At 57.9% G+C, this 23,729-nt stretch carries 30 protein-coding genes; all 30 read left to right on the top strand.

Annotated elements, in window-relative coordinates; genetic code table 11:
* Positions 1 to 4: 4 nt before the first annotated feature.
* The 30 genes from VMW30_07650 (at position 5) to VMW30_07505 (ending at position 23,702) form a co-directional block, all read left to right on the top strand.
* The gene (locus VMW30_07650; protein ID HUW88231.1) at positions 5 to 406 is read left to right on the top strand and encodes a flagellar export chaperone FliS; all 402 of its coding nucleotides are present in this window, start codon (positions 5 to 7) and stop codon (positions 404 to 406) included.
* Positions 387 to 674, top strand: coding sequence for a hypothetical protein (locus VMW30_07645; protein ID HUW88230.1), 288 nt, complete (start codon positions 387 to 389; stop codon positions 672 to 674). Before VMW30_07650 ends, VMW30_07645 begins: the two co-directional genes overlap by 20 nt.
* A gap of 122 nt (positions 675 to 796) precedes the next feature.
* Positions 797 to 1,135: a flagellar basal body protein gene (locus VMW30_07640; protein HUW88229.1), complete on the top strand. Its 339-nt coding sequence runs from the start codon at positions 797 to 799 to the stop codon at positions 1,133 to 1,135.
* 8 nt (positions 1,136 to 1,143) lie between these two features.
* Entirely contained in the window at positions 1,144 to 1,566 is a 423-nt protein-coding gene (locus VMW30_07635) for a flagellar basal body rod C-terminal domain-containing protein (protein ID HUW88228.1), read from the top strand.
* Entirely contained in the window at positions 1,566 to 1,880 is a 315-nt protein-coding gene (locus VMW30_07630) for a flagellar hook-basal body complex protein FliE (GenBank protein ID HUW88227.1), read from the top strand. Before VMW30_07635 ends, VMW30_07630 begins: the two co-directional genes overlap by 1 nt.
* A 4-nt stretch (positions 1,881 to 1,884) precedes the next feature.
* Positions 1,885 to 3,480 (top strand): flagellar basal-body MS-ring/collar protein FliF, encoded by a 1,596-nt coding sequence (gene fliF, locus VMW30_07625; GenBank protein HUW88226.1) that lies wholly within the window; start codon positions 1,885 to 1,887, stop codon positions 3,478 to 3,480.
* Positions 3,480 to 4,532 carry a flagellar motor switch protein FliG gene (fliG, locus tag VMW30_07620; GenBank protein ID HUW88225.1) on the top strand — a complete coding sequence of 351 codons (1,053 nt, stop codon included), beginning with the start codon at positions 3,480 to 3,482 and terminating at the stop codon, positions 4,530 to 4,532. Before fliF ends, fliG begins: the two co-directional genes overlap by 1 nt.
* Positions 4,529 to 5,191 carry a FliH/SctL family protein gene (locus VMW30_07615; GenBank protein ID HUW88224.1) on the top strand — a complete coding sequence of 221 codons (663 nt, stop codon included), beginning with the start codon at positions 4,529 to 4,531 and terminating at the stop codon, positions 5,189 to 5,191. Before fliG ends, VMW30_07615 begins: the two co-directional genes overlap by 4 nt.
* Positions 5,175 to 6,494, top strand: coding sequence for a FliI/YscN family ATPase (locus tag VMW30_07610; GenBank protein HUW88223.1), 1,320 nt, complete (start codon positions 5,175 to 5,177; stop codon positions 6,492 to 6,494). Before VMW30_07615 ends, VMW30_07610 begins: the two co-directional genes overlap by 17 nt.
* Positions 6,495 to 6,553: 59 nt before the next feature.
* Positions 6,554 to 6,928, top strand: a complete 375-nt coding sequence (locus VMW30_07605; protein HUW88222.1) for a hypothetical protein — start codon at positions 6,554 to 6,556, stop codon at positions 6,926 to 6,928.
* Entirely contained in the window at positions 6,925 to 7,653 is a 729-nt protein-coding gene (locus VMW30_07600) for an NlpC/P60 family protein (protein HUW88221.1), read from the top strand. The genes VMW30_07605 and VMW30_07600 overlap by 4 nt, the downstream gene beginning before the upstream one ends.
* Positions 7,654 to 7,684: 31 nt before the next feature.
* On the top strand, positions 7,685 to 9,040 hold the full coding sequence (locus VMW30_07595; protein ID HUW88220.1) for a flagellar hook-length control protein FliK: 1,356 nt from the start codon (positions 7,685 to 7,687) through the stop codon (positions 9,038 to 9,040).
* Between the two features lie 124 nt (positions 9,041 to 9,164).
* Positions 9,165 to 9,578, top strand: coding sequence for a flagellar hook capping FlgD N-terminal domain-containing protein (locus tag VMW30_07590; protein ID HUW88219.1), 414 nt, complete (start codon positions 9,165 to 9,167; stop codon positions 9,576 to 9,578).
* A 91-nt stretch (positions 9,579 to 9,669) separates the two neighbouring features.
* Entirely contained in the window at positions 9,670 to 10,944 is a 1,275-nt protein-coding gene (locus VMW30_07585; protein HUW88218.1) for a flagellar hook-basal body complex protein, read from the top strand.
* Between the two features lie 40 nt (positions 10,945 to 10,984).
* Entirely contained in the window at positions 10,985 to 11,257 is a 273-nt protein-coding gene (locus VMW30_07580; GenBank protein HUW88217.1) for a flagellar FlbD family protein, read from the top strand.
* Complete coding sequence (locus tag VMW30_07575) at positions 11,254 to 12,039, top strand: MotA/TolQ/ExbB proton channel family protein (protein ID HUW88216.1); 786 nt, start codon at positions 11,254 to 11,256, stop codon at positions 12,037 to 12,039. The genes VMW30_07580 and VMW30_07575 overlap by 4 nt, the downstream gene beginning before the upstream one ends.
* 18 nt (positions 12,040 to 12,057) lie before the next feature.
* Positions 12,058 to 12,792, top strand: coding sequence for an OmpA family protein (locus tag VMW30_07570; GenBank protein ID HUW88215.1), 735 nt, complete (start codon positions 12,058 to 12,060; stop codon positions 12,790 to 12,792).
* Complete coding sequence (locus VMW30_07565; protein ID HUW88214.1) at positions 12,689 to 13,711, top strand: flagellar motor switch protein FliM; 1,023 nt, start codon at positions 12,689 to 12,691, stop codon at positions 13,709 to 13,711. Before VMW30_07570 ends, VMW30_07565 begins: the two co-directional genes overlap by 104 nt.
* Positions 13,708 to 14,016 carry a FliM/FliN family flagellar motor switch protein gene (locus VMW30_07560; protein ID HUW88213.1) on the top strand — a complete coding sequence of 103 codons (309 nt, stop codon included), beginning with the start codon at positions 13,708 to 13,710 and terminating at the stop codon, positions 14,014 to 14,016. Before VMW30_07565 ends, VMW30_07560 begins: the two co-directional genes overlap by 4 nt.
* A 33-nt stretch (positions 14,017 to 14,049) precedes the next feature.
* Positions 14,050 to 14,427, top strand: coding sequence for a flagellar biosynthetic protein FliO (gene fliO / locus VMW30_07555; GenBank protein ID HUW88212.1), 378 nt, complete (start codon positions 14,050 to 14,052; stop codon positions 14,425 to 14,427).
* A gap of 69 nt (positions 14,428 to 14,496) precedes the next feature.
* Positions 14,497 to 15,183, top strand: a complete 687-nt coding sequence (gene fliP / locus VMW30_07550; protein ID HUW88211.1) for a flagellar type III secretion system pore protein FliP — start codon at positions 14,497 to 14,499, stop codon at positions 15,181 to 15,183.
* Between the two features lie 4 nt (positions 15,184 to 15,187).
* Complete coding sequence (gene fliQ, locus VMW30_07545) at positions 15,188 to 15,466, top strand: flagellar biosynthesis protein FliQ (GenBank protein HUW88210.1); 279 nt, start codon at positions 15,188 to 15,190, stop codon at positions 15,464 to 15,466.
* Positions 15,463 to 16,224 carry a flagellar biosynthetic protein FliR gene (locus VMW30_07540; GenBank protein HUW88209.1) on the top strand — a complete coding sequence of 254 codons (762 nt, stop codon included), beginning with the start codon at positions 15,463 to 15,465 and terminating at the stop codon, positions 16,222 to 16,224. Before fliQ ends, VMW30_07540 begins: the two co-directional genes overlap by 4 nt.
* Complete coding sequence (locus VMW30_07535) at positions 16,224 to 17,309, top strand: EscU/YscU/HrcU family type III secretion system export apparatus switch protein (GenBank protein ID HUW88208.1); 1,086 nt, start codon at positions 16,224 to 16,226, stop codon at positions 17,307 to 17,309. The genes VMW30_07540 and VMW30_07535 overlap by 1 nt, the downstream gene beginning before the upstream one ends.
* 165 nt (positions 17,310 to 17,474) lie before the next feature.
* On the top strand, positions 17,475 to 19,559 hold the full coding sequence (locus VMW30_07530; protein HUW88207.1) for a flagellar biosynthesis protein FlhA: 2,085 nt from the start codon (positions 17,475 to 17,477) through the stop codon (positions 19,557 to 19,559).
* The gene (locus VMW30_07525) at positions 19,537 to 20,562 is read left to right on the top strand and encodes a hypothetical protein (protein HUW88206.1); all 1,026 of its coding nucleotides are present in this window, start codon (positions 19,537 to 19,539) and stop codon (positions 20,560 to 20,562) included. Before VMW30_07530 ends, VMW30_07525 begins: the two co-directional genes overlap by 23 nt.
* 23 nt (positions 20,563 to 20,585) lie before the next feature.
* On the top strand, positions 20,586 to 20,840 hold the full coding sequence (locus VMW30_07520; protein HUW88205.1) for a hypothetical protein: 255 nt from the start codon (positions 20,586 to 20,588) through the stop codon (positions 20,838 to 20,840).
* A gap of 26 nt (positions 20,841 to 20,866) precedes the next feature.
* Positions 20,867 to 21,349, top strand: coding sequence for a hypothetical protein (locus VMW30_07515; protein HUW88204.1), 483 nt, complete (start codon positions 20,867 to 20,869; stop codon positions 21,347 to 21,349).
* Positions 21,346 to 22,803, top strand: coding sequence for a flagellar hook-associated protein FlgK (gene flgK / locus VMW30_07510; GenBank protein ID HUW88203.1), 1,458 nt, complete (start codon positions 21,346 to 21,348; stop codon positions 22,801 to 22,803). Before VMW30_07515 ends, flgK begins: the two co-directional genes overlap by 4 nt.
* Before the next feature lie 2 nt (positions 22,804 to 22,805).
* Complete coding sequence (locus VMW30_07505) at positions 22,806 to 23,702, top strand: flagellin (protein ID HUW88202.1); 897 nt, start codon at positions 22,806 to 22,808, stop codon at positions 23,700 to 23,702.
* Positions 23,703 to 23,729: the final 27 nt, after the last annotated feature.

Below are 23,729 nucleotides of genomic sequence, written 5' to 3'. Positions count from 1 at the left end.
GAGAGTGTCAGTTCGCAACCCCGCCCTTGCCTATCAGGATCAATCGGTTAAAACCGCAGACGGTCCACATCTTCTCATCATGATTTGTGATCGCTTGGCGGCCGACATTGCTCGAGCTGAAGTCGGCATCCAGGAGAGTGACTATGAGGTTGTGGATCGGAATCTGCAACATGCCCAGCGCAGCATCCGAATGCTGCGCTGGGCGCTTAATCCCGATGGATTCGAGGGTGGGCACGAGTTGCTCTCGGTGTACGCATTCATTGAAGGCCATCTCATCAAGGCCAATCTGGAGAAGAATCTTGAGTTAGTGCGCGAGTGCGCCAGATTGTTCCAACCGATTCATGAAGCCTGGCGTGGCGCAGTCGATGCCAATGGACAGAGCGACCATGGCCCGGACGTGGGATGAATATCTGGCGGAGATGACCAACTATGTGTTGGCCATCCGCCAGGCCGCGCAGGTCGGATCTGATTTTCCTGCGGAGCCACCTACCCGACCGACAGATCCCATTCCTGATGACTACCGTGACCAAGCGCGTCGACTTCGCGATGCCTGTGATCAGGTGGCGGTGGAGGTGAGCGCCCGTATGAGGGTGATTGCCAATCGGCCTCCTTCGGCGCGGCAGAGTCCCCACCAGGCGGATCGATTAGCAAGTTATCTCGAGACAGATATGTGAAGGGAACTTTTTGACCGCCCCCTCAACTTCTGCCACCTGTAGGCCGTAGATACCCCTGAGCAAGGATCGCTCGACATAGGGCCAGGATGGTTGAATCCCCATAGTTAGAGCGAGGAGCCGTCATGGCCGACGCCACTCAGTCCATCGGTGTTTTGCAGTTTGCGCTTAACGCCGTTGTCAGTCAACAGCAGACAATCGCGAACAATATTGCCAACCAGGACACCCCGGGCTACCAAGCCAATCAGGTCACTTTCCAAGACTCGCTGGCTGCGGCATTACAACAAGGTGGAAGTGCCACGATGACGCTCATCCCTGAGGGCCTGCCAGCGGGGGTCAACGGCAACAACGTCTCTATCGCGGCCGAGATGACCCTGTTGCAGGAGAACAATCTCGAGAACAAGTTGGTGGCCAATGCCCTCAGTGCCCAATTCGCGATCCTTTCCGCCGCTCTTTCTGCCTAGGAGGTCACATGAGTTCAACATGGAGTGCCGTGAATACCGCCGGTACCGGAGTCACTGTCAACCAGACATGGATTGACACCATCTCTAGCAACGTCGCCAACATGAATGACGCGGTGACCCCAGGTCAACCCGTCTACCGAGCGCAGTCTGTCAATGCTGGTCAGCGGGTCGGGCCGTCGGGTCCGTGGGGCCCCGGAGCAGACTCAGGAGTTCAGGTCAACGCCATTGAACTCGGCTCTGCGAAGGGTCGAATGCAGTACGAACCGAACAACCCTTTGGCTAATGCCGAAGGGTTGGTGGAATATCCGGCAGTTGACCTTGCGACCCAGATGACAAGTCTCATCCAGGCTCAGACCTCCTATCAAGCCAACGCCAAAGTTATGTCCAACGCCAAAGATGCCTATCAGGCTATTCTTAACATCAAGGCCTGATGATGATAATTTCCTCTATCCCCGCAATTCCTTCGATCTCTGCCACAGCGGGCTCGGGTGCCGCGCAAGCTCTGGGAGCCTCTGGCGCAGCGACATCGGGTTCTTTCCAGAACATCCTCGGTCAGGCTATTGATTCGCTGAACGAGGTCACCAACAACGCCACAAACCTCTCACTCCAAGCGGTGGCAGGCAATGCCACGGTGGTGGATGCCACGGTGGCTTCCATTGTTGCCACTCTGGACACGCAACTGGCCAGCGCCCTGGCCAGCAGAGCGGTTACTTCCTTGAACACGATCATGAACATGCAGCTCTAAATCTATGGTCTTATCCCCTCTCGCTACCGACACCTTGAACGCTGTACGTAGCCGTACAGCGTCTGTGCTCTCAGGCTTCACGGCCGGTCAGAAGGTGATGACCGGTCTGTCGGTGATCGGTCTGGTCATAGCAGGGGTGGCTTTCATGCGCATAGAGTCCCAACCTAATTTCCAACCGCTTTTCACTAACCTCCGGGCCTCGGACGCTGGGGCGGTGACCACTGCATTGACCGCCGCGAATGTTCCCTACAAGTTGAGCAGCGGAGGTACTACGGTTCTGGTCCCCGCACAACTGGTGGATCAGGAGCGAGTCACCCTGGCTGAGCAAGGCCTACCTAGTTCGGGCACCGTGGGTTTCTCCAATCTTGCCAAGAGCGGAATCACCACGTCGCAGTTCGTGCAACAGGTTGAATATCAGCAGGCATTAGAGGAACAACTCCAACAGACCATCGAGTCCATCCAGGGAATTGCGTCGGCTCGGGTGATCCTTGTCATCCCCGCGCAGAGTTCCTTTGCCATTGGCGACCAACCGACGCCGACCGCTTCGATCCTTGTTAATCTACTCCCGGGTGCCACGTTAACGTCTGGACAGGTGACTGCCATAGTGCATTTGGCGGCATCAGCGACACCCGGACTCTCCGCCTCCGATGTCACCGTTGTGGACAACCACGGCGACGTATTGTCGACGATGGGGGATACATCAGGCGGAACGGGTTCATCGGAGAGTGCGCAGACCATTGCCTATAACAACCAACTGGCAAAGGCTATCGAGGCTCTGTTGAATCGAGTCGTGGGTGCGGGTAATGCCGTGGTCCAGGTTCACGCCCTATTGAACTTCGATCAGCAGAGTACGACGACCGTGGGGTTTCAGGTGGACGCCGAGGGAAAGCCGATCGTGGTCCCCACGGGTCAGACCACCTCAAGTCAGACCTACACCGGTACTGGAGCGCCCCCATCGGGAGTTCTGGGGTCGGGCACGCCGCCAGTGGCGACATCGTCCAGCGGCAATTACACCTCGACCAGCAGCCAGGTGACCAACGCCGTGGGTCAGGTGACCCAGACCGTGAAACAAGCTCCGGGTCAAGTAGTAAAGACCTCCATTGCCGTCTTGTTGAATTCCGCGGCCAAGACCAAGATCAGTCAGGCTGCTGTGACCTCCTTGGTCACTGCGGCTGCTGGTTTGGATACGACCAGCGGCGACCAGGTGGCGGTGACCGTGACGCGGTTTGCCTCAACCAACCTGACATCTCCCGCTACGACTGGTTCCAGGTCGCGTCTGCCTCTGGAGCACGCAGCAGAGGTTGTTGTGTTGGCTCTGCTGATTATGGCGATGATGTTCTTTGCTCTTCGCGCGGCACGTCGCCCACGTTACGACGAGATTCAGGTCCCGGGATTCACCCAAACAGGGCCACGGGTACTTGCGCGCGAGGATGCGCCCCGTCCCGTTATTGAATTGCCGGTTATTGCAGGACCTCCGGGCATGGAAGTTGCGTCCGACGTGGCGCTCTCGCAGGTGAGCAGTTATATCGAAGCGCGTCCGGCTGAGGTCGCGCGTCTGCTTCGAACATGGGCCGCCGAACAGCACACGGAGCCAGTGTGATGGAGCAGACGGGATGGGCCACCGCCGGCGACACCCAGGGCGTATCGGTGACACTACTTACTGGCCGACAGAAGATTGCTGTTCTGCTGGCCCATCTGGGAACCCATCGGGCGGCACCGGTGTTGAAAGAGATGAGTGATGAGGAAGCGATCGGCCTTACCAAGGAGATGGTCGGACTGCCACCACTCACATCGGCCATGATCGTTGAGGTTTTTGCTGAGTTTATGGAGCGGGCCGGTCGGTCGGAGTTGATGGGCCAGGGCGGTCTCGAATTGGCGAGAGCGTTCTTGCAAGAGCGTTTGGGACAGACCCGAGCTCAAGAGGTCATAGACCAGATTGAGGGCCAGCGGGCGGCTAGTCCGCTTTCGGGTCTGTTGCGTATCGACCCGCAGCAGGCTCTTATGGTGCTCGGCGGACAACAGCCGCAGGTGGTGGCGGTCTTGCTTGCCTACCTACCCCCGGGGGAAGCAGCCAACTTACTAAGCGTCCTTGATCCGGCCTTTCGGGTGAAGGTCGCCAAGCGGATTGCCCAACTCACCCGTGTGGACCCGGTTGCTATTCGACAGGCGACCTCATTGTTTGCGGAGAAGTTACGCGGTGCCCAGCTTGGCGGGTCCACCACTATGGCAGGCGGGACTGCGACCATGGCCGAGATTTTGAATCATTCAGATCGCTCAATCGAACAGCAGGTATTAGGGGCACTTGAGGAGGAGGATCAGGCGCTCGTCGAGCAGATCCGGGCCAAACTCTTTACCTTTGACGACGTGATCAAGCTCGAGGACAAGTCTTTGCAGCAGATCTTCCGCACGTTGGATGCGCCGACCTTAGCGCTGGCTATGAAGGAGCCGCGCCTGTCGCCCGAGGCTCTGGCCAAGATTCGCAGCAATCTCTCCGAGCGGGTCACCGCTATGGTCGATGAAGAGCTGGAGGCGATGGGCACGGTGCGCGGTTCCCAGATTAATGCCGCCCAAGCAACCATCGTTCGCACCGCTCGTCAGCTTGATGCTGAAGGGGTCATTGTCATCGCGCGCGAGGATGAGGCGGTTATATGAGCACCTTCAAACGCGCGGATCTTCTGGGGTCGCGAGAGTTACGGCGATTAGCTCATTTGCCTGCAGTGCCGACCACCTACGCGAACCGTGATACTGAGGCAGGTTTGATGGAGGTACGTCAGGTCCAGGCTCTGCGCCAAGGCTATGAGGACGGATATGCCGAGGGAATGGCCAGAGCGCTCGCTGACGCCGACCGGATCAAGGTCGAGGAATCTCGACGGGTTGAGACTGCCATGGCGGCACTCGCTCAGGCCATCACCGATGTGGGCGAGGGGGACCTACGTTTGCGGACTGAAATTCAAAGGACAGCTCCCAGACTTGCCTTCGCCCTGCTGGAGCAGCTCTTAGCTCGTGAATTGGAGTTGACGGTCAACCCCGGGCGCGAGGCCATTATCCGGGCTCTCGCCTTCGACGAGGGGACCCTGCCGGCGACGGTCCGGATGAACCCCGCGGATGTTAACAAACTGGGTGAGATCTCCGACCTCGATCTTGGTCGAAAGATCCTCCTGGTATCCGACCCTGCCGTCGTAGCCGGCGGAGTGTTGGTGGAGATTGGCAATACCACTCTTGACGGGCAGTTGAATACCGCCCTCGAACGGGTGAGGAAAGTCCTTTTCGGATCGTCGAAGTCGGAGGTGGGCTATGACCAGGCTGTTTGACGAGGTGAGTCAGGCGGCTTTCACCGCTGCACGCCCGCAGCGCTATGGTCGAGTAACGCAGATGGTGGGTATGTCCATTGAAGTGGTTGGCATCTCCGCGGCCATTGGTGACGGTCTCATACTGTTGCCTGGCGACGATCAGATTTTCGCTGAGGTTGTCGCACTGCGCGAGGACCGCGTTGTGTGTCTGGCTCTCGCCGACACGACTGGTTTGCGGTCTGGAACGCGCGTGCTCGACATGGGTGGTCCCTTGCCAATACGCGTGGGTCCAGATTTGCTGGGTCGAATTCTTGACGGGAGAGGCCAGCCAATCGACGAGGGACCTGGGATCGTGGGAACCGATGTGTCGGTTGGGGGAGAGCCCCCGCACCCCTTGCGACGGGGGATGGTAGCCGAACAATTGCCACTTGGAGTGAGGGTTCTTGATGGCCTTATTCCCTGCGGGAAGGGTCAGCGCCTCGGGATTTTCGCCGGATCAGGTGTTGGTAAGTCGTCGTTGATGTCGATGATTGCTCGGGGTACTTCGGCTGATGTGTCCGTGGTGGCTCTGATCGGCGAACGGGGACGCGAGGTTGCTGAGTTCATCGAACGAGATCTCGGTCCCGAGGGGCTAGCGCGATCGGTAGTGGTGGTTGCGACTTCCGACGCCCCAGCGGTAATGCGCATCCGAGCTGCCTTCACGGCAACTCGGATCGCCGAGTGGTTCCGAGACCAGGGCAACGACGTGGTGCTGATGATGGACTCCATCACGCGTTTCGCCATGGCCCAACGGGAAGTAGGCCTTGCAGCAGGGGAGCCGCCGGCGACACGGGGGTATCCGCCTAGCGTTTTCGGACTGCTGCCGCGTCTGCTCGAACGCACCGGTCTTGGCGAGCGAGGGTCGATCACTGGTCTTTACACAGTGTTGGTCGAGGGCGATGACATGAATGAGCCGATCGCCGATACCGCCCGTTCTATTCTTGACGGCCACATCCAACTATCGAGGACTCTGGCAGAATCGAACCATTATCCGGCAGTGGATGTGTTGGGTTCGATCTCGCGAGTGGCTTCGATGGTGGCTTCGGATGAACAGGTGCGGGCTGGGGGCATCGTCCGCGAGTTGCTGGCAGCCTGGCGCGATGCCAAGGATTTGATCGAGATCGGCGCTTACGTTGCCGGGACAAACCCAGTGGTCGACCGGGCGGTGGCCCTGAAGTCCACTATCGACGCCTTCTGCAGGCAACCAATGGATGAAGTGACCGATTTGGCTACTGCACGGGACGCCCTGGTTGCGATGGTCTCGACGCAGGAGGTCCAATCGTGAAGGCTTACCGCTTCTCCCTTGATACCGTCATGCGCATTCGTGCCTTGGAGGAGCGCCTCGTGCGCGAACGGTTGATCCTTGTCCAGCGCGACCTTCGCCTTGCGCAGGATGCGTATCGGCAAGCCGAAGCCTCTTTGGAGGCGCTCGCGGCACCGACTGGGCAGACCACGATGGATAAGATTTGTTGGATCGGTGATCAGGCGACGCGCCTCTCTGAAGAGGTCAGAGTAAGTGGTGAAGAGCTGGTCGCCGCAGCGTCTACGCATGACGAGGTCAGTCATCTGTGGCATGAGACGCGCAAGCGTTTAGGTACTCTCGAGCGGCTTGACTCCGAGGGCCGTGCGCAGTGGAAGCGCGAGATCCAACGCCACGAGGTGGCCGAACTGGATGATCTAGCCAACGCCCGTCACGGTTTAATTGGGGCACGATCATGACAAGCGGTTCGGTGGAGTTGGCCGCGATCCAGCAGATCCTGAGCCAGATGCAGATCGCCGCTGCGTTGCCAGCCGCTCGCCCTTCATCAGGTCTTCAGGCAGATTCGTTCGCCACAACTTTGACTCGGGCGAGGAACGATCTCTCGACGGCCGGCGGTGGTCTTTTCATCGGCTATCTCGGCAGTGGGACTCCCACTGTGAACGGCGCGCTCTTGCCGACTGATGGTTCGGCGGCAGAGATTAGCCAGATCGCTCTTCTCCTCTCCACCCATCAGAGTGCTGGTTTACCTAGCACCTTGACCAGTATTCCCACCCCGAACACGATGGGATCTATAGCCGATGGAACCACCGGGGCAGATGTGGTGAACACGGCACTTCGCTTTGAAGGAACTCCTTACGTTTGGGGTGGCAGCACGCCGAGGGGTTTCGACTGTTCGGGCTTTGTCCAATACGTCTACGCCCAGTTGGGAATCACCGTGCCTCGTACGAGCCAAGTGCAGGCGGTGGGCGGTACCCCCGTGGCATCATTGAGTAACGCCCGATCGGGCGACTTAATCTTTTTTGCCGGCTCCGACGGCACGGCCGGCGCTCCAGGTCATGTGGGTATCTATGTCGGCAATGGAGAAATGATTGACGCCCCGTATACGGGAACCTCCGTCCAAGTGCATTCGGTCTCGAGTGCCGGAACGATCGTGGCTATTCGTCGTGTGCTGGCGGGGCTGTAATGGGCAATCACCTGATAGTGGAGATGTACGCATGAATGCAGTAACTAACATGGTCCTGGCGGCATCCTCGAATGCGACACCGACTCGGCAGGCTGTGCCCGGGCAGACATCCGCTGTCACCGATCAGAGTTCTCCGGCTCAACCCTTCACCGACGTTCTCTCCGAGCAGACGTCGACATCGCCAGACACCTCCGACAAAGGGAAGTCGACGAATGACCTCACGCCATCTTCTCAGGGGCGCCCTGCGTCAAGCTCAAAAAAGATTGTTCTCGCCGATGCATTGGCGGTGGTGCCGCTGGTAGTCCCGGTGGTAGTCCCGGTGGTAGTCCCGGTGGTTATGACCAACGCCGCGCCAGTTGCTCCTGTTATGACGGTTCACTCAGTGATTGAGGTGCCATCTGGCGCGACTCAGACCATGGTTGCCGTGGCCATTGATGTCGGGAAGGAAGATGTGAAGTTATCGGTCTCGCCCCTTGGGGTGGACACCTCCAGACTTCCTGATGTGGGGCACTCTGGCTTGGTCCAGACGATGGCCCTTTCCCCTGTGGCGTCAACACAAGGGGTTGCATTGGGGACTCCTGAGGCGAAAATGGTGGCGGTCGGTGAAACGGCGGGGCATGTCGGCGCGCAGGATCGACCTGCGCCATTGAACTCGACCACGAGGTTAATGAATTCCACCAGAGACCAGGGGGTGACCCATGTACGTTCTGGACTATCAGAGAACGACGACGTTGCTAAAGTGGTGTCAGAGGTTCACGCATCCCAATCGATGCTCACGGGGCTCGATGTTGACGCGATGCACCATCTTCGTGACGGATCTGTCCGCGTCACATCCCGATTGGCCGAGCCGGTGAGCGAGCCGGCCTCCTCGCCCCTGGCACACTCTCAACTCTTAGACACTCCGGTATTGCCAGCTTCGCCTACCTCCGCGTTGGTCTCGAGTGCTGGCGTGCTCGGTGCCTCCCCTCGCCTGGCTCAATCGACACCTCATTCCCTGGATGTGAGTGAGTTGGCTGGGGCCATTTCGCGACCGTTATCAGAGGGGACTGGAGGTTACACGGTACTGATCGCCATGCGACCGGCCGAACTGGGTCAACTTCAAGCGGTGGTCACGGTGCATGGCAACGATCTTCAGGTTTCGATCACGCCCCAGACCCATGTGGGGCATGAGGCACTCGCCAACGCGGTTGACACACTCAAGGAGAAGCTATCCCACGGTGGTGTGAACGTGAACGTCACGCTCCATGATCCCGGTTCTCAACCTGGGGGAGATGGTCGGCCTGCGACCACCGCAGTGCGTGGTGAAGCATTCTTGTCGGACGAACCGGCCACGATGCCGCCTCCTTCACCTGTTCTCACCGCAAGTCAGATCCACCTCGTCCTATGAACGTCGTGCACCCCTCAATTTTGGAAGGGTATGGGTCGTTATGGAGAACGAGCGAATCTCCCCTGCAGGACTGGAGTCCTTGTTATCGCAGTGAAGAAGGAAGAAGTTCGAAGGGATCTTTTCTATGACCATATCGGCCAGTCCTGTCAATAGTTCCACAGTTCCCATTGGGAATACTGCTGCTTTAAGCAGCGGCAGCTCGACTGGTAGCGCCAGTCTTTTGGACCCCAACACCTTTCTCAGTCTGCTCGTCGCAGAACTGCGGTATCAAGATCCGATGGATCCGACCAACTCGGCAAACTTCATGAGCCAGCTTGCCCAACTCTCGCAGGTGCAGCAACTGCAAACCATGACTCTGTCGTCAAGGATCGGTGCCGCTGCTTCCCTTATCGGCCGGCCAGTAACGGGTATCGCTGCGAACGGGAGCATGCTCAGCGGTACCGTGACGGGCGTCACCAATGGGTCTACCGGTCCCATGTTGAACGTTGGCGGAAATCTCATGGACCTTTCTAATGTCACCCAAATTGGGACCGTCTAGGTCGTCGATGATCTCATATCCCCCTCTCGACCAATGTCATAGCCGAATCACTCGATCCGCAAAATTACCTAACTAATACCAAGGAGCCATCATGTCCAATCGCTCTCTCGGAGCCGCTGCTTCGGGTATCAGCACTATGCAGACCTATCTCGACACGATCGCAAACAACGTCGCAAACTCGCAGACCAATGGATATGTTTCACAGACGATCCAGTTTTCCGACTTGCTGACCGAGCAACTTCAGCCCGCCGGGGGAGCAGTCGGCAATACGCTTGCTAGCACGAATCCGTCGGCGATCGGCTCTGGCGTCGAGGTCGCAGCAATCAGGATGAATTTCGCACCAGGTTCAGTGATTCAAACTGGCGTCCCCAGCAATGTGGCCGTTGAGGGAAATGGCCTACTTACAGTGAGCCAACAAGGTCAGACCTTTTACACCTTGAATGGTGATCTGCAACTCGACGCCAACGGTCACCTGGCAACCAATAGCGGAGGGCTGGTGATGGGATGGACTCCCGGGCAACCGACGTCGGCGCCGCTTACTCCAGTGAGTATCCAACTCGGGTCAACAGGGCCAGCCACGCAGACGCAGAATGTCGTACTCACGGGGAATCTTCCATCGAACCCAGCGGGTCCGGCGACGATCACCACGACAATTTATGACTCACTCGGTTCTCCGGTTCCCGTCACCTTGACGTTCACACCGACCGTCGATGCCAACGGAAATGCAACTAGTTGGGCGATGAATGGAACTGTTACTGGGGCGGCGGCGAATTTATGGGCCGCTGACAAGATACTGGTGTTCTCCAGCAGTGGTCAGCTCTCAACGGTGAATGGAACTGCGGTGGGCACCACCCAGACGAGTTTGGCCATTGACAACAACCCGAGCAACTACACGTGGTCGGGTGCCACCAAGCCCGCCATCGATTTCCCGCCAGTAGGGTCGACGATGGCGGTCACTCAGTTCGCTAGCAGTCAGTCGTTGATGGTGACTTCTCAAGATGGGAATGCAGCCGGAACTCTTAACTCCTACTCCATCGGGTCAAATGGCGTGATCACTGGGGCTTACTCCAATGGAGGAAGCAAAGCTTTGGGGACGGTAGCTCTGGCCCGCTTCGCCAATATTGAAGGTTTGGCTAATATGGGTCAGACGTACTTCACCTCCACGGTCGCCTCGGGCATCGCCCAGTACGGTCAGCCCGGTTCCAACGGTTTTGCCACGCTGCAGGGCGGGGCAGTCATTGGCTCCAACGTCGACCTGGCCACCGAACTCACCCATTTGATCCAGGCGCAGACCGCGTATCAGGCCAATACCAAGGTGATCGCCACTACTGACTCCACGCTGCAATCCCTGATGCGGATGCCGTAGTTTTCCTTATCCTCCCGTACCGTGCGAGAGCGGAGCCAGCGTGATCGAAGTCAAGCGACTTGATGGGTCGATGATGCACCTCAACGAGGACTTGCTTGCTCGGGTGGAACATGCCGCAGGGGAGCAGTCCGCGATCTACATGCTGGATGGCGGTCATATTGTCGTAGCTAACGACCCGCTCAGTGTTGTTGAAATGATTCGTGCCGAGAAGGTGGAGTTGTTCCGTCGCGTCTTTCAGGGTCCGAGCGCGACACCGCGTCCGGATGGGTCGTCACCAGGCGTGACGAGATTGACTCAGGTGAGAGAACAATGACCCCGATTGGAATTCTCGCCTCTCTCTTCGCGATTATTGGCTCGATGGCGATGGATCGCGGCGATATTGGATCGCTCTTCAAACTCTCGTCGATGATCATTGTTGTGGGCGGGTCGATGGGTGCCGCGATGGCCGGGTTTGGGTTGCGCCAGTTGCGACCACTTCCCAAGGCATTGCTGATCGTATTCAAGCCCAATAAGGGGCCCAAAACGCGCGAGACGATTGAGACGCTGCTGGCTATGGCGAAGGAAGCTCGCTCGAACCCCCTCATTCTTGAAGAGCTTCAAACTGATGATGCCTTCATGAAAAAGGGGATCCAGCTCATCATCTCGACGTCGGATTCCGAGCGGGTGCGTGTACTACTGGTCGCCGAGATCGACGGGCTCCGTGACCGCCACCGGACGGCGACTAAGTTTTTTTCCGATATGGCCGGATACTCCCCAACTTTTGGCATCATTGGGACGGTCATTGGCTTGATCGGAGTGCTCGGTCAATTGAGTGAGCCGGACAAACTCGGTTCGCACATCGCAACCGCCTTCACCGCCACGCTCTGGGGCGTATTGTTGGCCAACTCTGTATGGCTGCCAATTTCCAACAAACTCCATCGTCTCACCGAAGAGGAGATCACCTATCGAGAGATGGTGGTGGTGGGACTTCTTACCATGCAACTGAACGCCTCGACGCGGGAGTTGAAGGACCGCTTGGAGGCATATTTGGCACCGTCCGAGCGTGAAGAGGTGGCACCTCGGCCTGCGGTAGAAGATTCCGAAGCTGCGGCGTGAGTAGCTCAGGGGAGGACAATGGAAAAACTGAATATTGCCGAGCCAAACGACGGTCAGAGGATTCGCGAGGGAGTGCACCAATTGGATAATTCGGAGAGATGGCTTCTCACCTATGCGGACATGATCACCCTGCTGCTTGTTCTCTTCATTGTGCTCTTCGCCCTGTCAAAGGTTAACGAGGCCAAATATGAGGAATTTAAGCAGTCCGTGACACGTGCTGTTCGCTCGGACGTGCCGCACGGAACTACCAAGGTCCACGACAAGCCGGCTCCGGGCGTGATGTCCACCAGTGGATTCCAACAGCTAGAGCGCGAATTGAGTTCCGCGCTCGATGCTCAGGGGCTACTCGGCAACGTCACTTTCGCCATCAATTCATCAGGATTGGTGGAGGGTCTAGTCTCTGACTCCACCTTCTTTGAGACGGCTTCGGCGGATCTATCACCGGTCGGCGCTCAGATCGTCGATACTTCGGCGCAGGTGCTCAAAAGATTTCCCAATGCGATCGAGGTCGCCGGCTACACGGATAACCGGCCCATCTCGGGACTCTACGCGAACAATTGGGCCCTGTCGGCTGCTCGGGCCAGTACGGTCGTGGTGCGCATGACCGAGGTCGATGGCGTGGACCCGAATAGGGTCATTCTCGTGGGCTATGGCCAGTATCATCCGCTGGTCTCCAACGCCACGTCTGCAGGACGGGCTCAGAATCGACGCATCAACATCGTTATTAAACCCACCAGCAAGTTTAGGCAGTGAACCCTGTGCTGCCGCAGGAGAGGATGTAATGCCCGAGTCTGCCAAAGTCGTACGAAGCCATGACTTTCGACGCACCGACCTGCTCGAGCGCGTCGATCTTCAGGCTATAGAAGGGTTGCTGGAGGCGTTCACCCGCTCGGCGACCCAGAAACTCACCTCGACACTACGCCAGCCTTGTACCTTCGAGTTGGTGAAGTTGGACCAGGTGACCTGGCGGGATCTGGTCACAGAGCTTGAACACGACATGTATTTTTTCACGTTCTCCTTGCCTCCTCTCGTCGGTCGAGCCCTTGTGACGATTCCAACTGAGGAAGCCCTAGCCTTGGTTGATCTGCGCCTAGCCGGCTCGGGTGAAGATGATTTCTCCGGTCGCATTCCCACCGAGATCGATAAGGCCTTCTTTGCCTCCATCATCGAGGATCTCATCGGTGAATTGAGTCGGGCGTTGGCGCGAATCCACACCACCTATCCGTTACTTGAGGCACAAGAGGGCAACATCCAGTTTGTCTCGGTGGCATCGCCGTCGGAGATGTGCATGGCGGTACGCATGTCCCTCGCAGTGGCGACCCGACCCATTCGTGAAGCGTTGATCTGCCTGCCGTTTCCCATGGTGCGGATGCTCATCGACGGTCTGCAGGCTAGGGGCATGCCTGGTGACGATGGCCAGGAGAGTATCCTCGCAAGCGCCACCCGTCGCCGTCTGTTGGAAGTTCCCCTGGATGTCGTGTTTCAGTTTCCGAGTTTCGTGACTACTCCTGCGGAGTTGCTTACCCTTCGAGTGGGTGACAGCCTGGGCCTTGGTCATCCCAAGGGTCGACCGCTGGAGGTTCGTGCGGAGGGACTTCTTGTCGCTCTGGCGGACATGTGTAGTTCAGGAGTGCACAAGGCGTGCCAAATTAAAGAAGAGGTCACCAAGTGAAGACTGCGAACGAACCCACACCGCCGACGGTCGAGATTTCTGATGACGCGAGTTTGCGTGTGCGCGAAGCTCAATTTCGCAACGTGTCGGTCGAGGTGTCGGCGTGGATCGGTAAGACCCGGCTCTCTTTTGGCGAGTTGAGCGCGCTACGCCCGGGACATGTCATTGAACTCGACCAGGCGGTCGGTGCGCCGATCGAGATTGTATTGAATCGAGAGGTTGTGCTTGCCCGTGGAGAGGTGGTCGAAGTCGGCGACGAGTACGGCGTACGTATCACCGAGATCGTCTCGGACAAGGCCATCTAGTCTATGGGGGCTACGTTCTTGGCCTTTGGGCGCATGCTCTTAGTTCTCGGCCTGATCATCGGCCTGCTCATCGTATTGGCTCGATTTGGCCGCAAGTGGCAGGGCAGCCCACAGTTCGGTTCAAAGGCGGGCCGCATTGACGTGGTTTCACGCCGCTCTCTGGGCAAAAACGTCTCGTTGGTCGTTGTTCAGGTGGCGCAACGGACGTTCCTGCTGGGCCAGACTGCTGCGCAGATGACCATGCTGGCCGAACTTAATGAGGATGAGTGGCTAACCGGCAGAACCGAAATTGTGGGTCAGGACAAGGATCAACTCCTCGCACCAGGGACGGTGCCAGGTATTAGGGGAGACGCTCCTAGGGCATGGGATGCCTTCATAGACCATCTACGGGAGATCACTGTCCGACACTAAGAGTGCTCGGGTGCTCCGATCGAGAGTGCACATGCCGTTAAAGTTTTCAGAATCTTCCAGGTTTGAAGCATGACGCAGGGGTTGGTGGCTGCGGGCTCGGACCTGAATGTGGACATCAGTGGGTTGAGCGATCCCTCGACCTCGGTGCTCATCATCATCACGCTGACGGTTCTGTCCATAGCGCCGTCAGTGCTGGTGCTGATGACGGCATTTCCCCGTGTGTTCATCGTGCTCTCCCTCACCCGTAACGCGCTGGGAACACAGGCCGTTCCTCCGAACCAGGTACTTGCCGGTCTGGCCTTGATTCTCACGCTCTTCATTATGGCTCCGGTGACAGCGGCAATTGATCGTGTGGCCATTCAGCCCTACACGCACGGAAAGATCTCGGCCACCCAGGCGATCGCACTCGGTGAGGTTCCACTTAAAGAGTGGATGCTCAAGCAGACCCATAAGAAGGAACTTGCTCTCTTCACGTCCTACAGTCGCGAGAACGCCAAGGATCCCGAGTCGTTGCCTCTGACCACCATTATCCCAGCATTCGTGCTCTCGGAGATTCAGACGGCTTTTCTAATCGGATTTATGATCTTCATTCCCTTCATGGTCATCGATCTGGTGGTGTCGGCGATCATGATGTCGATGGGTATGTATATGTTGCCGCCAACTCTGATTGCCCTTCCGTTCAAGATTCTCCTTTTCGTACTGGTCAACGGGTGGTCGCTGGTGGTTCATTCCCTCTTAATCTCGTTCAACCGTTGAGTTGATGACCGACACCACTGTTCTCAACCTTGCCTCCCAGGCGCTGGTCCTGATCACCAAACTAGCGGGCCCGGTGCTGGTGGTGAGTCTGCTCGTGGGGCTGGCCATCTCACTTTTTCAGGTGGTCACCTCTATCCAGGAGTCCACCCTGACGTTCCTGCCCAAACTCGTGGCGATCGGCCTCGTTCTGCTCTTGCTTGGTCATTGGATGTTGGGCCTTATGGTGGGGTACACCGAGAATCTTTACAATTCGATCCCTCAGATCCTTTCGGGGCAGGGATGAGTTTCACCCTCTCGGCTGATTTCATAGTCGCGCTCGTGTTGGCCTTCGTCCGCTCCATCGCGTGGGTGACGATCTGCCCGCCGTTCTCGAACTCCTCGATTCCAAAGATGGTGAAGATCGGCTTCGCGGGAGCGTTGGCTTTCTATGCTGCGGGGACGTTGCAGCACGATCGACTGCCCGAGACCAACGCCCAGGTTCTCGTGGCGATCGTTGTCCAGGCGTTGGTGGGAATAGTGCTTGGGTACGTGGTCTCACTTTTCGTGACGACGGTGGTTGCCGCCGGAAGATTGATCGACCTATTTTCGGGGATAAATCTTCCCCCGGCCATTGACCCACTCTCGCAGATACAGGCATCGATTTTCGGTCAGTTCTACAATCTGGTGCTCACCGCGCTCCTCTTCACCACCGGAGCCGTCCATGTCATCGTGCAGGGTTTCATGACCTCATTCAAAGCAGTGGGCACGAGCCTTCCGCCGACCACGATGAGTTCACTGGCTCAGGTTGTCACCGACGACGTGGTCATCTTCTTCGCGGCAGCGGTGGAGATCGCGGCACCCCTTATCGCCGTACTCTTTTGTACTCAGATCGTGCTCGCCCTATTGTCCAAAGCCGCCCCCCAGATCAATGTCTTTGTCTTTGGAATGCCACTACAAATCGTCATGGCGCTCATCGGCGTCAGCGTCGCCATTGTGGCTCTTCCCAACGACATTGTGACTCTGGTCGGACGGGCGATGAGCCAACTAGTCGGAGGGCGATAATGGCCGACAAGTCTTCGCGTACAGAGAAGGGCACTGCCAAACACCGAAAGGAGATGCGGGAGAAGGGCAGCGTGGCCCGTTCCCCTGAGATCGGCGGGTGGGCTGCGCTGTTGGCGGTGGTTTTACTGCTGCCTTGGATGGGAACTCTGGCAGTCAATCGCATCAACGGCTTTGTCCAGGATGTGGTCCAGGCGATGGCTCATCCCGATCCTGCCAGAGCGGTCGCAATTCTGGGTCAGGGACTCCTAACCGCTGCGTTTGCGGCACTGCCGACATTGCTAGTCGGTAGTGCGGTCGGTTTAGCCCTCGCCGTCGCCCAGGTGGGTCTGCGCATCACGCCCAAAGCCCTGAACTTCCAACTCTCACGTATCTCCCCGAAGAACGGACTGCACCGCCTTTTCTCGAGCCAAGGGTTCTGGACGCTTGGCAAGACGTTACTGAAGATAGCTGTGCTCGCCGTCGTCTCCTATGGCATCTTGAATCATTTGGTGCACAGCGTGCTTGGTGGTGCGACTCTTCCCTTGCAGACGACCTTGCTCGCAACGGAGTCGACGGTGTCGCGGCTCATGCGTTTTATCGGGGGATTGTCATTGGTGATCGCCGGGGCTGACTACTTCTTCCTGCGGCGCACACATAACCAGGATCTGCGCATGACCAAGCAAGAGGTGAGGAATGAACGCCGCGAGAGCGACGGAAACCCCGAGGTTCGCCAGACTCTTCGCAACAAGGCTCGGCAACTTTCTCGCATGCATATGATGGCCGCAGTAGCTCGCGCTGACGCAGTGGTAACCAATCCCACACACTTCGCGGTGGCAATCGCGTACGATCGCCAGAGGGACCGCGCACCACGGGTGGTGGCTAAGGGTGCTGATTTCAACGCCATCGCGATCCGCGAACACGCGCGTCGGTGCGGGGTGGTTCTTGTAGAGAATCCGATCCTCGCCCGTGCACTGCACGCCTCGTGTGAGGTGGACGATGTCGTTCCGCCTGGGCTTTACACGGCGGTGGCTCAGTTGTTGGCCTTCGTTTATTCACTCTCGCCGACGGCGCGGGTCTATCGCGACGTGCATCAGATGGTTGGTTGATGGTGAACTTTACTCCCGCGGCCTCTCAACTTAATTGATGCCTGGGACGTAGAAGTAGTGTGCGCCAGGAAGGCGCTGGCAAGTCCATGGACGGACGTGATGTACGAGAAAAGTCCATGGAGGATCCCATGAAGTTCTATCCTGTCCGTCCTGTCGGATTATTACATGGCTAAACCTCTGATGATTAAATCAAGTCGGTGGGAGCAGTTCACCTACACGGCGGTTCCTCTCTCCGTCGTCGCCATCGTGGTGGTGCTGATTATTCCCCTGCCAACTTTCGTGATTGATATGCTCATTACAGCGAACATCACCGGATCTGTGTTGGTCCTGTTGACGGCCATGCAGGTGAAGAAACCCCTCGAATTTTCGGTCTTTCCCACTTTGGTGCTGTTGGCGACCATGTTCCGTCTGGCGCTCAACGTCGCAGTGACTCGTCAGGTCCTGTTGAATGGATATGCAGGGATCGTGGTGTCGAGTTTTGGCCACTTCGTCATTGGTGGTTCGATCGTTGTGGGTCTGGTGGTCTTCTTCATTCTGATCATCATCCAGTTTGTGGTAATCACCTCGGGCTCGGGTCGGGTCGCCGAAGTGGCGGCGCGTTTCACCCTTGATGCGATGCCGGGCAAGCAGATGGCCATCGACGCGGATCGCGCTTCGGGGGCCATCGACGAACATGAAGCCCATCGACGCCGGCGTGAGATCGCCGATGAAGCGGACTTTTACGGTGCCATGGACGGAGCCTCCAAGTTTGTTCGAGGTGATGCTATTGCCGCGATCGTAATCACGATGATCAACCTGGTCGGCGGCTTTGCTATCGGAGTCTTCCAGCGCCACCTTTCACCCGCCGAGGCGATCAGCACATACAGTCTTTTGTCAGTGGGAGATGGTCTGGTGTCGCAGATCCCAGCCCTTCTGCTCTCACTGGCAACTGGCATCATCGTGACACGGGGCGCCACTGAGCACGGTCTGGGCTACGACGTCGTGAAGCAACTTTCGCGTTTCCGAAGAATTGTGCGGGCGACCGGTCTGATTATGGCGATACTGGCGATTATTCCCGGTTTGCCGGCACTTCCCTTTCTTCTCGTCGGTGGCCTGGTATTCACTTTCGGCAGTCGACTGCCGAAGGACGTCGCGGAGGGCGTGCCGGAGGGCCAATCAACTCCGGCAACGACTCCGCCCGCGATCGAAGAGTCTCCCGACGCGCTGGCGGCGGGGATGGCAGTGGAACCACTCAGTCTGGAACTCGGCATCGACCTTATCGATCTAGTTCAGTCCGAACGAGGTGGCGATCTGCTGGATCGGGTGAAGGTGCTCCGTCGCAACGTCGCCATGGAACTCGGTGTAGTCATGCCCCGGGTTCACACTAGAGATAATCTCGATCTGCCCAATGCTGAATATGCCATTAAAGTTCATGGGATCGAGGTGGCGAGGGGCCAAGCGCCGCGCGGAAAACTACTGGCCATCGGTGAAAACTTGGAAGGACTCGCGGGTACAGACACGCGAGACCCCGCCTTCGGTGGTCGAGCCAAATGGATCCCGGTTGGGCTGAGCCATCAGGCAGCGGTGGCTGGGGTCACGGTCGTCGACCGTTCAGCTGTCGTCACGACCCACCTTGCCGAAATCGTGCGTGAGCACGCGGGAGAACTGGTATCTCGTCAGGACACCAAGCTGCTGCTGGACGCCTTGAAGGCGACCAATCCCGTCGTGCTCGAGGAGATGGCTGCCGTAAATCTCACATTAGGCGATGTTCAGGGAGTACTGCGAGGGTTGCTCGACGAAGGGGTCCCTGTTCGCGATCTCGTGCGTATTATCGAGGCGCTGACCGAACAGGCGCGGAGTCAGCAGAAGGACGCCGATAGCCTATTGGAGGCTGCACGCCTGGCTCTTGCTACCACGATTGGGTCGCTATACAACAAGGAGGGCGAGTTGTCCGTGATCACGTTCTCGCCCGCGCTTGAACAGAGTCTGTTGGGTTCCCTGCGCATCGGAGAGCGAGGCCGACGAAGCTTGGGAATACCTGCCGGCGAGGCCGAAGCTATTGTGCGTGATGTCGGAGGTCTTTTCTCTGAGGCGGAGGCCACGGCTCACATTCCCGTCCTGCTGTGCGCAACGCGGCTACGTCCGGCTGTGTGGCGGCTATTTAAGCCGAGCCTGCCGCGAATGGGTGTCGTCGGCGTGGGTGAAATCGGATCTGGTGTGGTGATCTCGTTAGTGGGGAGTGTGAACCGTGAAGTTACTACCGTGGCCTGAAGCCACTTCTGAAGAGTTCGAGGGTCGTACTTACGATGAGGCGCTACAACTGGCTCGTCAGGAGCTCGGCACCGAAGTGGTCATCCGATGTTGGAGGGTACGGCGCGGAGGGGTCTTTGGCTTTTTTGCCAGAGAGAGCTTTGTCGCTGGTCTTACCGTGCCCGAGGGTGCCGAACCTTTGAATCTGCGTAGACGACGAAAGGAGCAGTCGACACCTGAGGTCCTATCGCACCTCGACGACTTGGTTGAGGCGACGACGGACGAGGTGACGCTCGGATCCGATCTAGCCCTTGAAAGTGATTTCAGTAAAGTGCTCGCTGAGGCTGAGGCGGTCCTAGTGGATGCAGTAGCGACGGAGCGGACACCGCCTCCGACGCCAAGTGTCCAGCCCATTGACGTCCCTGTCGCAGAGGTTGAGGGGCTCTCTGCGAGCCTTGCCGCTCTGGGTGTCCCTAGTGACTACCTGCCCGAGGCCCAGACCCTGGATGCATTGGTCAGTTCACTGGCCACATTGCCAGCTGCTGCTCCCATGGCGGCAGATTCACTTGTTGTTGTGGTGGGTTCACGACGTGAAGCCCTTGCCGCGGCTGGGCACGTCGTGGCAAATCTGGACTTGACTGCCTCTGATCTCATTGTTGGCGAACGGACCGCTTCGTTGCGGGCCCGAGTTCTGCGACGTCGGAGCGCAAAGAAAATGACCGTGCTCGTCGTGGAGGCTTCGCTCCGTTCGCGTGACCTAGACCAGGTGGCGACCTGGATTGACCAATTGGAGCCAGATTATGTGCTTGGCGCCGTACCGGCGACGTCGAAGCGCGCGGACTTCGAGCGATGGCACGGTCAGTTGGGTCGGATCGACGCCCTGGCCTTGTCTCGTTTCACCAGCACTACTTCGGTAGGCGAACTGATGGGGACTTTGCCCATTGCTCTGCTGGATGGTGCGCCGGCCTCGACTCTGCAATGGGTGGCGCTTTTGCTTAACTCGAAGTTGGAGGGCGAGCGCTGAAAGGCCACGATTATCTCGCTTTCGTGATTGACGTTCGCAGACTCCGGCCGCTCATCATCGTAGTACTGGCTTTCATCATCCTCTTGCCCAGCTTTATAGAGATGCTCACTCAGGGTCTATCTCCGATCGTGGTTCTTGCCCGTCTTGCCATGGCTCTTGGCCTGATCGGCACATTGGTCTGGTTGGTATCAGGAGTCGCGCTCCACTATGCGCGAATTCAGGCTCTGGCTGGAGGGGAGAAGGGGAGCGAAGATAGTCAGTCCGACCCTCAATTTTGAACCCGTTGGGGTCGTTAATTCTTCAAGTGGACCTAGATGATCTTCTTTCTGCATTGGTGGAGGCGCTTGAACGTGACCTTGAGTTATTGGCCGTGCTTCGTTATCGGTTGACCGTGCTGGGAGCACTGGCTACGGCCGATCAGAGTCCGTCCATCCTTACCGCCGTCCGAGAAATAGAGATCGCCTACGAATCTCTGCGCCTTGAAGAGTTGGTCCGTTCATCGGCCATGGTTTTGGTAGCCGACCACTTTGAATTGGACCCGGCGCTTCGTCTTGAAGAGTTGGCGACACACACCAGCGGAGGGTGGAGCGAAGTGTTACTGGACCTGCGTCGGGCACTTATAGGGGCTGTGACGGAGATTCAGACCTTGGCCAACTCCATGAACGAGGCTCTGGGCCGACGCGTCGTACTGACGGGCGAGGCTCTGGCGTTCCTGCGTGCCGATGGTGGCGCGACTTACGGTCGAAGTATGTCTAGGAGCGGAGTGCTCGTGGAGGGTGCGCTATGAGTGACATGGGTCTGTCGATCGCAGCCAGCGGACTTGCTGCCGCTCTTGCGAAGATCAATACCGCGTCGAACAACTTGGCCAACGCCACGACGCCTGGTTATGCCGCCCAGAAGGTCAATCTTTCCGCCCAATTCGCTGCTGGACCATTGGGTGTTGGCCAAGGGGTCACCATCTTGTCGGTCAGTCAACAGACCGACCCGGTGTACGCCGCGGCCAATGTGGCGGCGCAAGGGATTCTGGGAGGGGCCACGCAGGCTAACCAGATTATGGGCTCTATCGAATCAATCTTTCCTGAGCCCAGCGCGACTGGGATCGCCTCACAGTTGGCTACGCTCTGGTCGGATCTGTCGACCCTGGCCACCAACGCGAATCAGATCGGATCCCAGCAAGCGGTCATTGGTGCTGCCCAGACTCTGGCACAGACAATCAGCGGGAGTTTCAGCAGGTTGGGCCAATTGTCGTCCTCGCTGCAGAATCAACTTGGTTCGGGTGCTAATGATGGAGGAGCGCTCGCTCAGGTGAATAGCCTCTTGGGTCAGGTGGCGCAACTCAATGTCGGCATTGTTGCTGGTACGACGGGCGGACAGAATGTGAACGCACTGATCGGCACGAGGACTGCCGCGGTCGACCAGTTGGCTGGCTTGCTCGGGGTCACTGCATCAGCGGGCGCCCACGGTGCCCTTTCGGTTCATCTCAATGGTGTGGAGTTAGTGGGAGGCAACATTGCCCAGACCCTTACGGCCACTGGTTCAGCGGCGAGTGCCAATCTGAGTATTGTGACGGGCAATGGAGTCACCGTGAATGCACGAGGTCTCATCGGCGCCAACGTGGCGGCGGTTAATTTTGTGATTCCCTCATATGAGAATCAACTCAATTCGGTGGCGGACTCGCTGGCCACCGGCATTAATGCGCTGCAGGCGAACGGTATGAACGCGAAGGGCGACCCCGGGTCGGCCATCGCGGGGGCGTGGGCGGGCACGATCTTGCCTAACATTTTCGTAAGTGGTGGATCCTCGGGCACCTACACCACCAGTTCCGGCGGCTTCAACTCCGCAGCCACCATTGCAGTCTCTCCAGCTTTATTGACTGATCCTTCGCTCATCGCTACTGCCTCGGCACCTGGGCCAGGGAACTCAAACGTCATAGGGACGCCGACCTTCGATGGCACGAACGCTCAGGCGATGGCGGCACTTGCCTCATCTGCGACCGGTCCCGACATCAACTATCGGAAGATGATCGGGGTGCTCGGCACTGAGGCGACCAATGCATCGGCGACCTCTTCGGCAGCATCCAAAATGGCGACGACTGCAGCGAACAGCCTCTCCTCGATTTCGGGAGTCAATCAGAACGCTCAGGAGATAGACATTCTGGCTGCGCAGAATGCCTTCCAAGCGATGGCCAAGGTCGTGAGCGCCATCACGATCACTTTCCAATCCCTACTTGCGGCGGTCTAAAAATGTTCATTTCAAACGATGCGCTCATTCAGACTCTCACGGGACAAATAACGGCGCAGGCTAACAATATTGCCGAATTGCAGATGCAACTCGCGTCGGGTCGGGTGCTCAACAAGCCCTCCGATAATCCCGCTGCGGTCACCCACGTGTTGATGCTCTCGAGTCAGGCAAAGCAGTTGACGAGTTGGCAGACCAATGTGGACGCCGCCACGTCATGGCTTGGTATCGCGAATAGCACGGCCAATAATGTGCTCGGGGCCCTACAGTCAGCACGTTCAATTCTGCTTCAGGCGGCCAACCAAGGTGTTCAGAGTCCCATCACTTACTCGGCTCTGGGTACCGAGTTGAAGGGAATCTCCGCCAATCTGCTCTCGCTGTCTAATACGCAATATGCGGGTCGGGCGATCTTTGCTGGGACTTCGGCTTCCCCCCAGGCTTACGATGCAACCGGTAACTTCCTAGGCAATAACGATAGCCCGTCAACGGTGATCGGGCCGGGGTCGGGTGTAGGTCAGAGCGTCAACCTTTCGGTGGTGGGGACAGCGATCTTTGGAGTTGGCGCATCAAATGCCTTCGCCACCTTGTCAAGCGCCGTCGCCGCCCTCCTCTCTGGAGCGCCGACGTCGGCGAATATTTCGTCGGCACTCAACGCCTTGGAGAATGTGATCTCGGGTGCACAACAGAGCGCCGCCGCCTTGGGCAGTGCCTCGCAAATGGTGTCCAGTGCTTCTTCGGCCCTTACCATTCAGATTGCCAACGTTCAATCCAACCAGGCCAATCTTGAAAATGTGAATGTAGCAACTGCTGCGACGCAACTTTCCTTGGAGACAACTAGCTACCAAGCCGCTCTTTGGGCGGTGTCGCGAGCTATTCCCGAAACCCTCGTAAAGTTCTTGTAATGTTCAACAATTACTGACTAAAGGGAG

The organism is Candidatus Paceibacterota bacterium (genome assembly GCA_035530615.1).
Lineage (GTDB): Bacteria > Actinomycetota > Actinomycetes > Nanopelagicales > Nanopelagicaceae > QYPT01.
The sequence above is the reverse complement of the archived record's forward strand: the minus strand, read 5'-3'. Positions and strand labels throughout refer to the sequence as shown.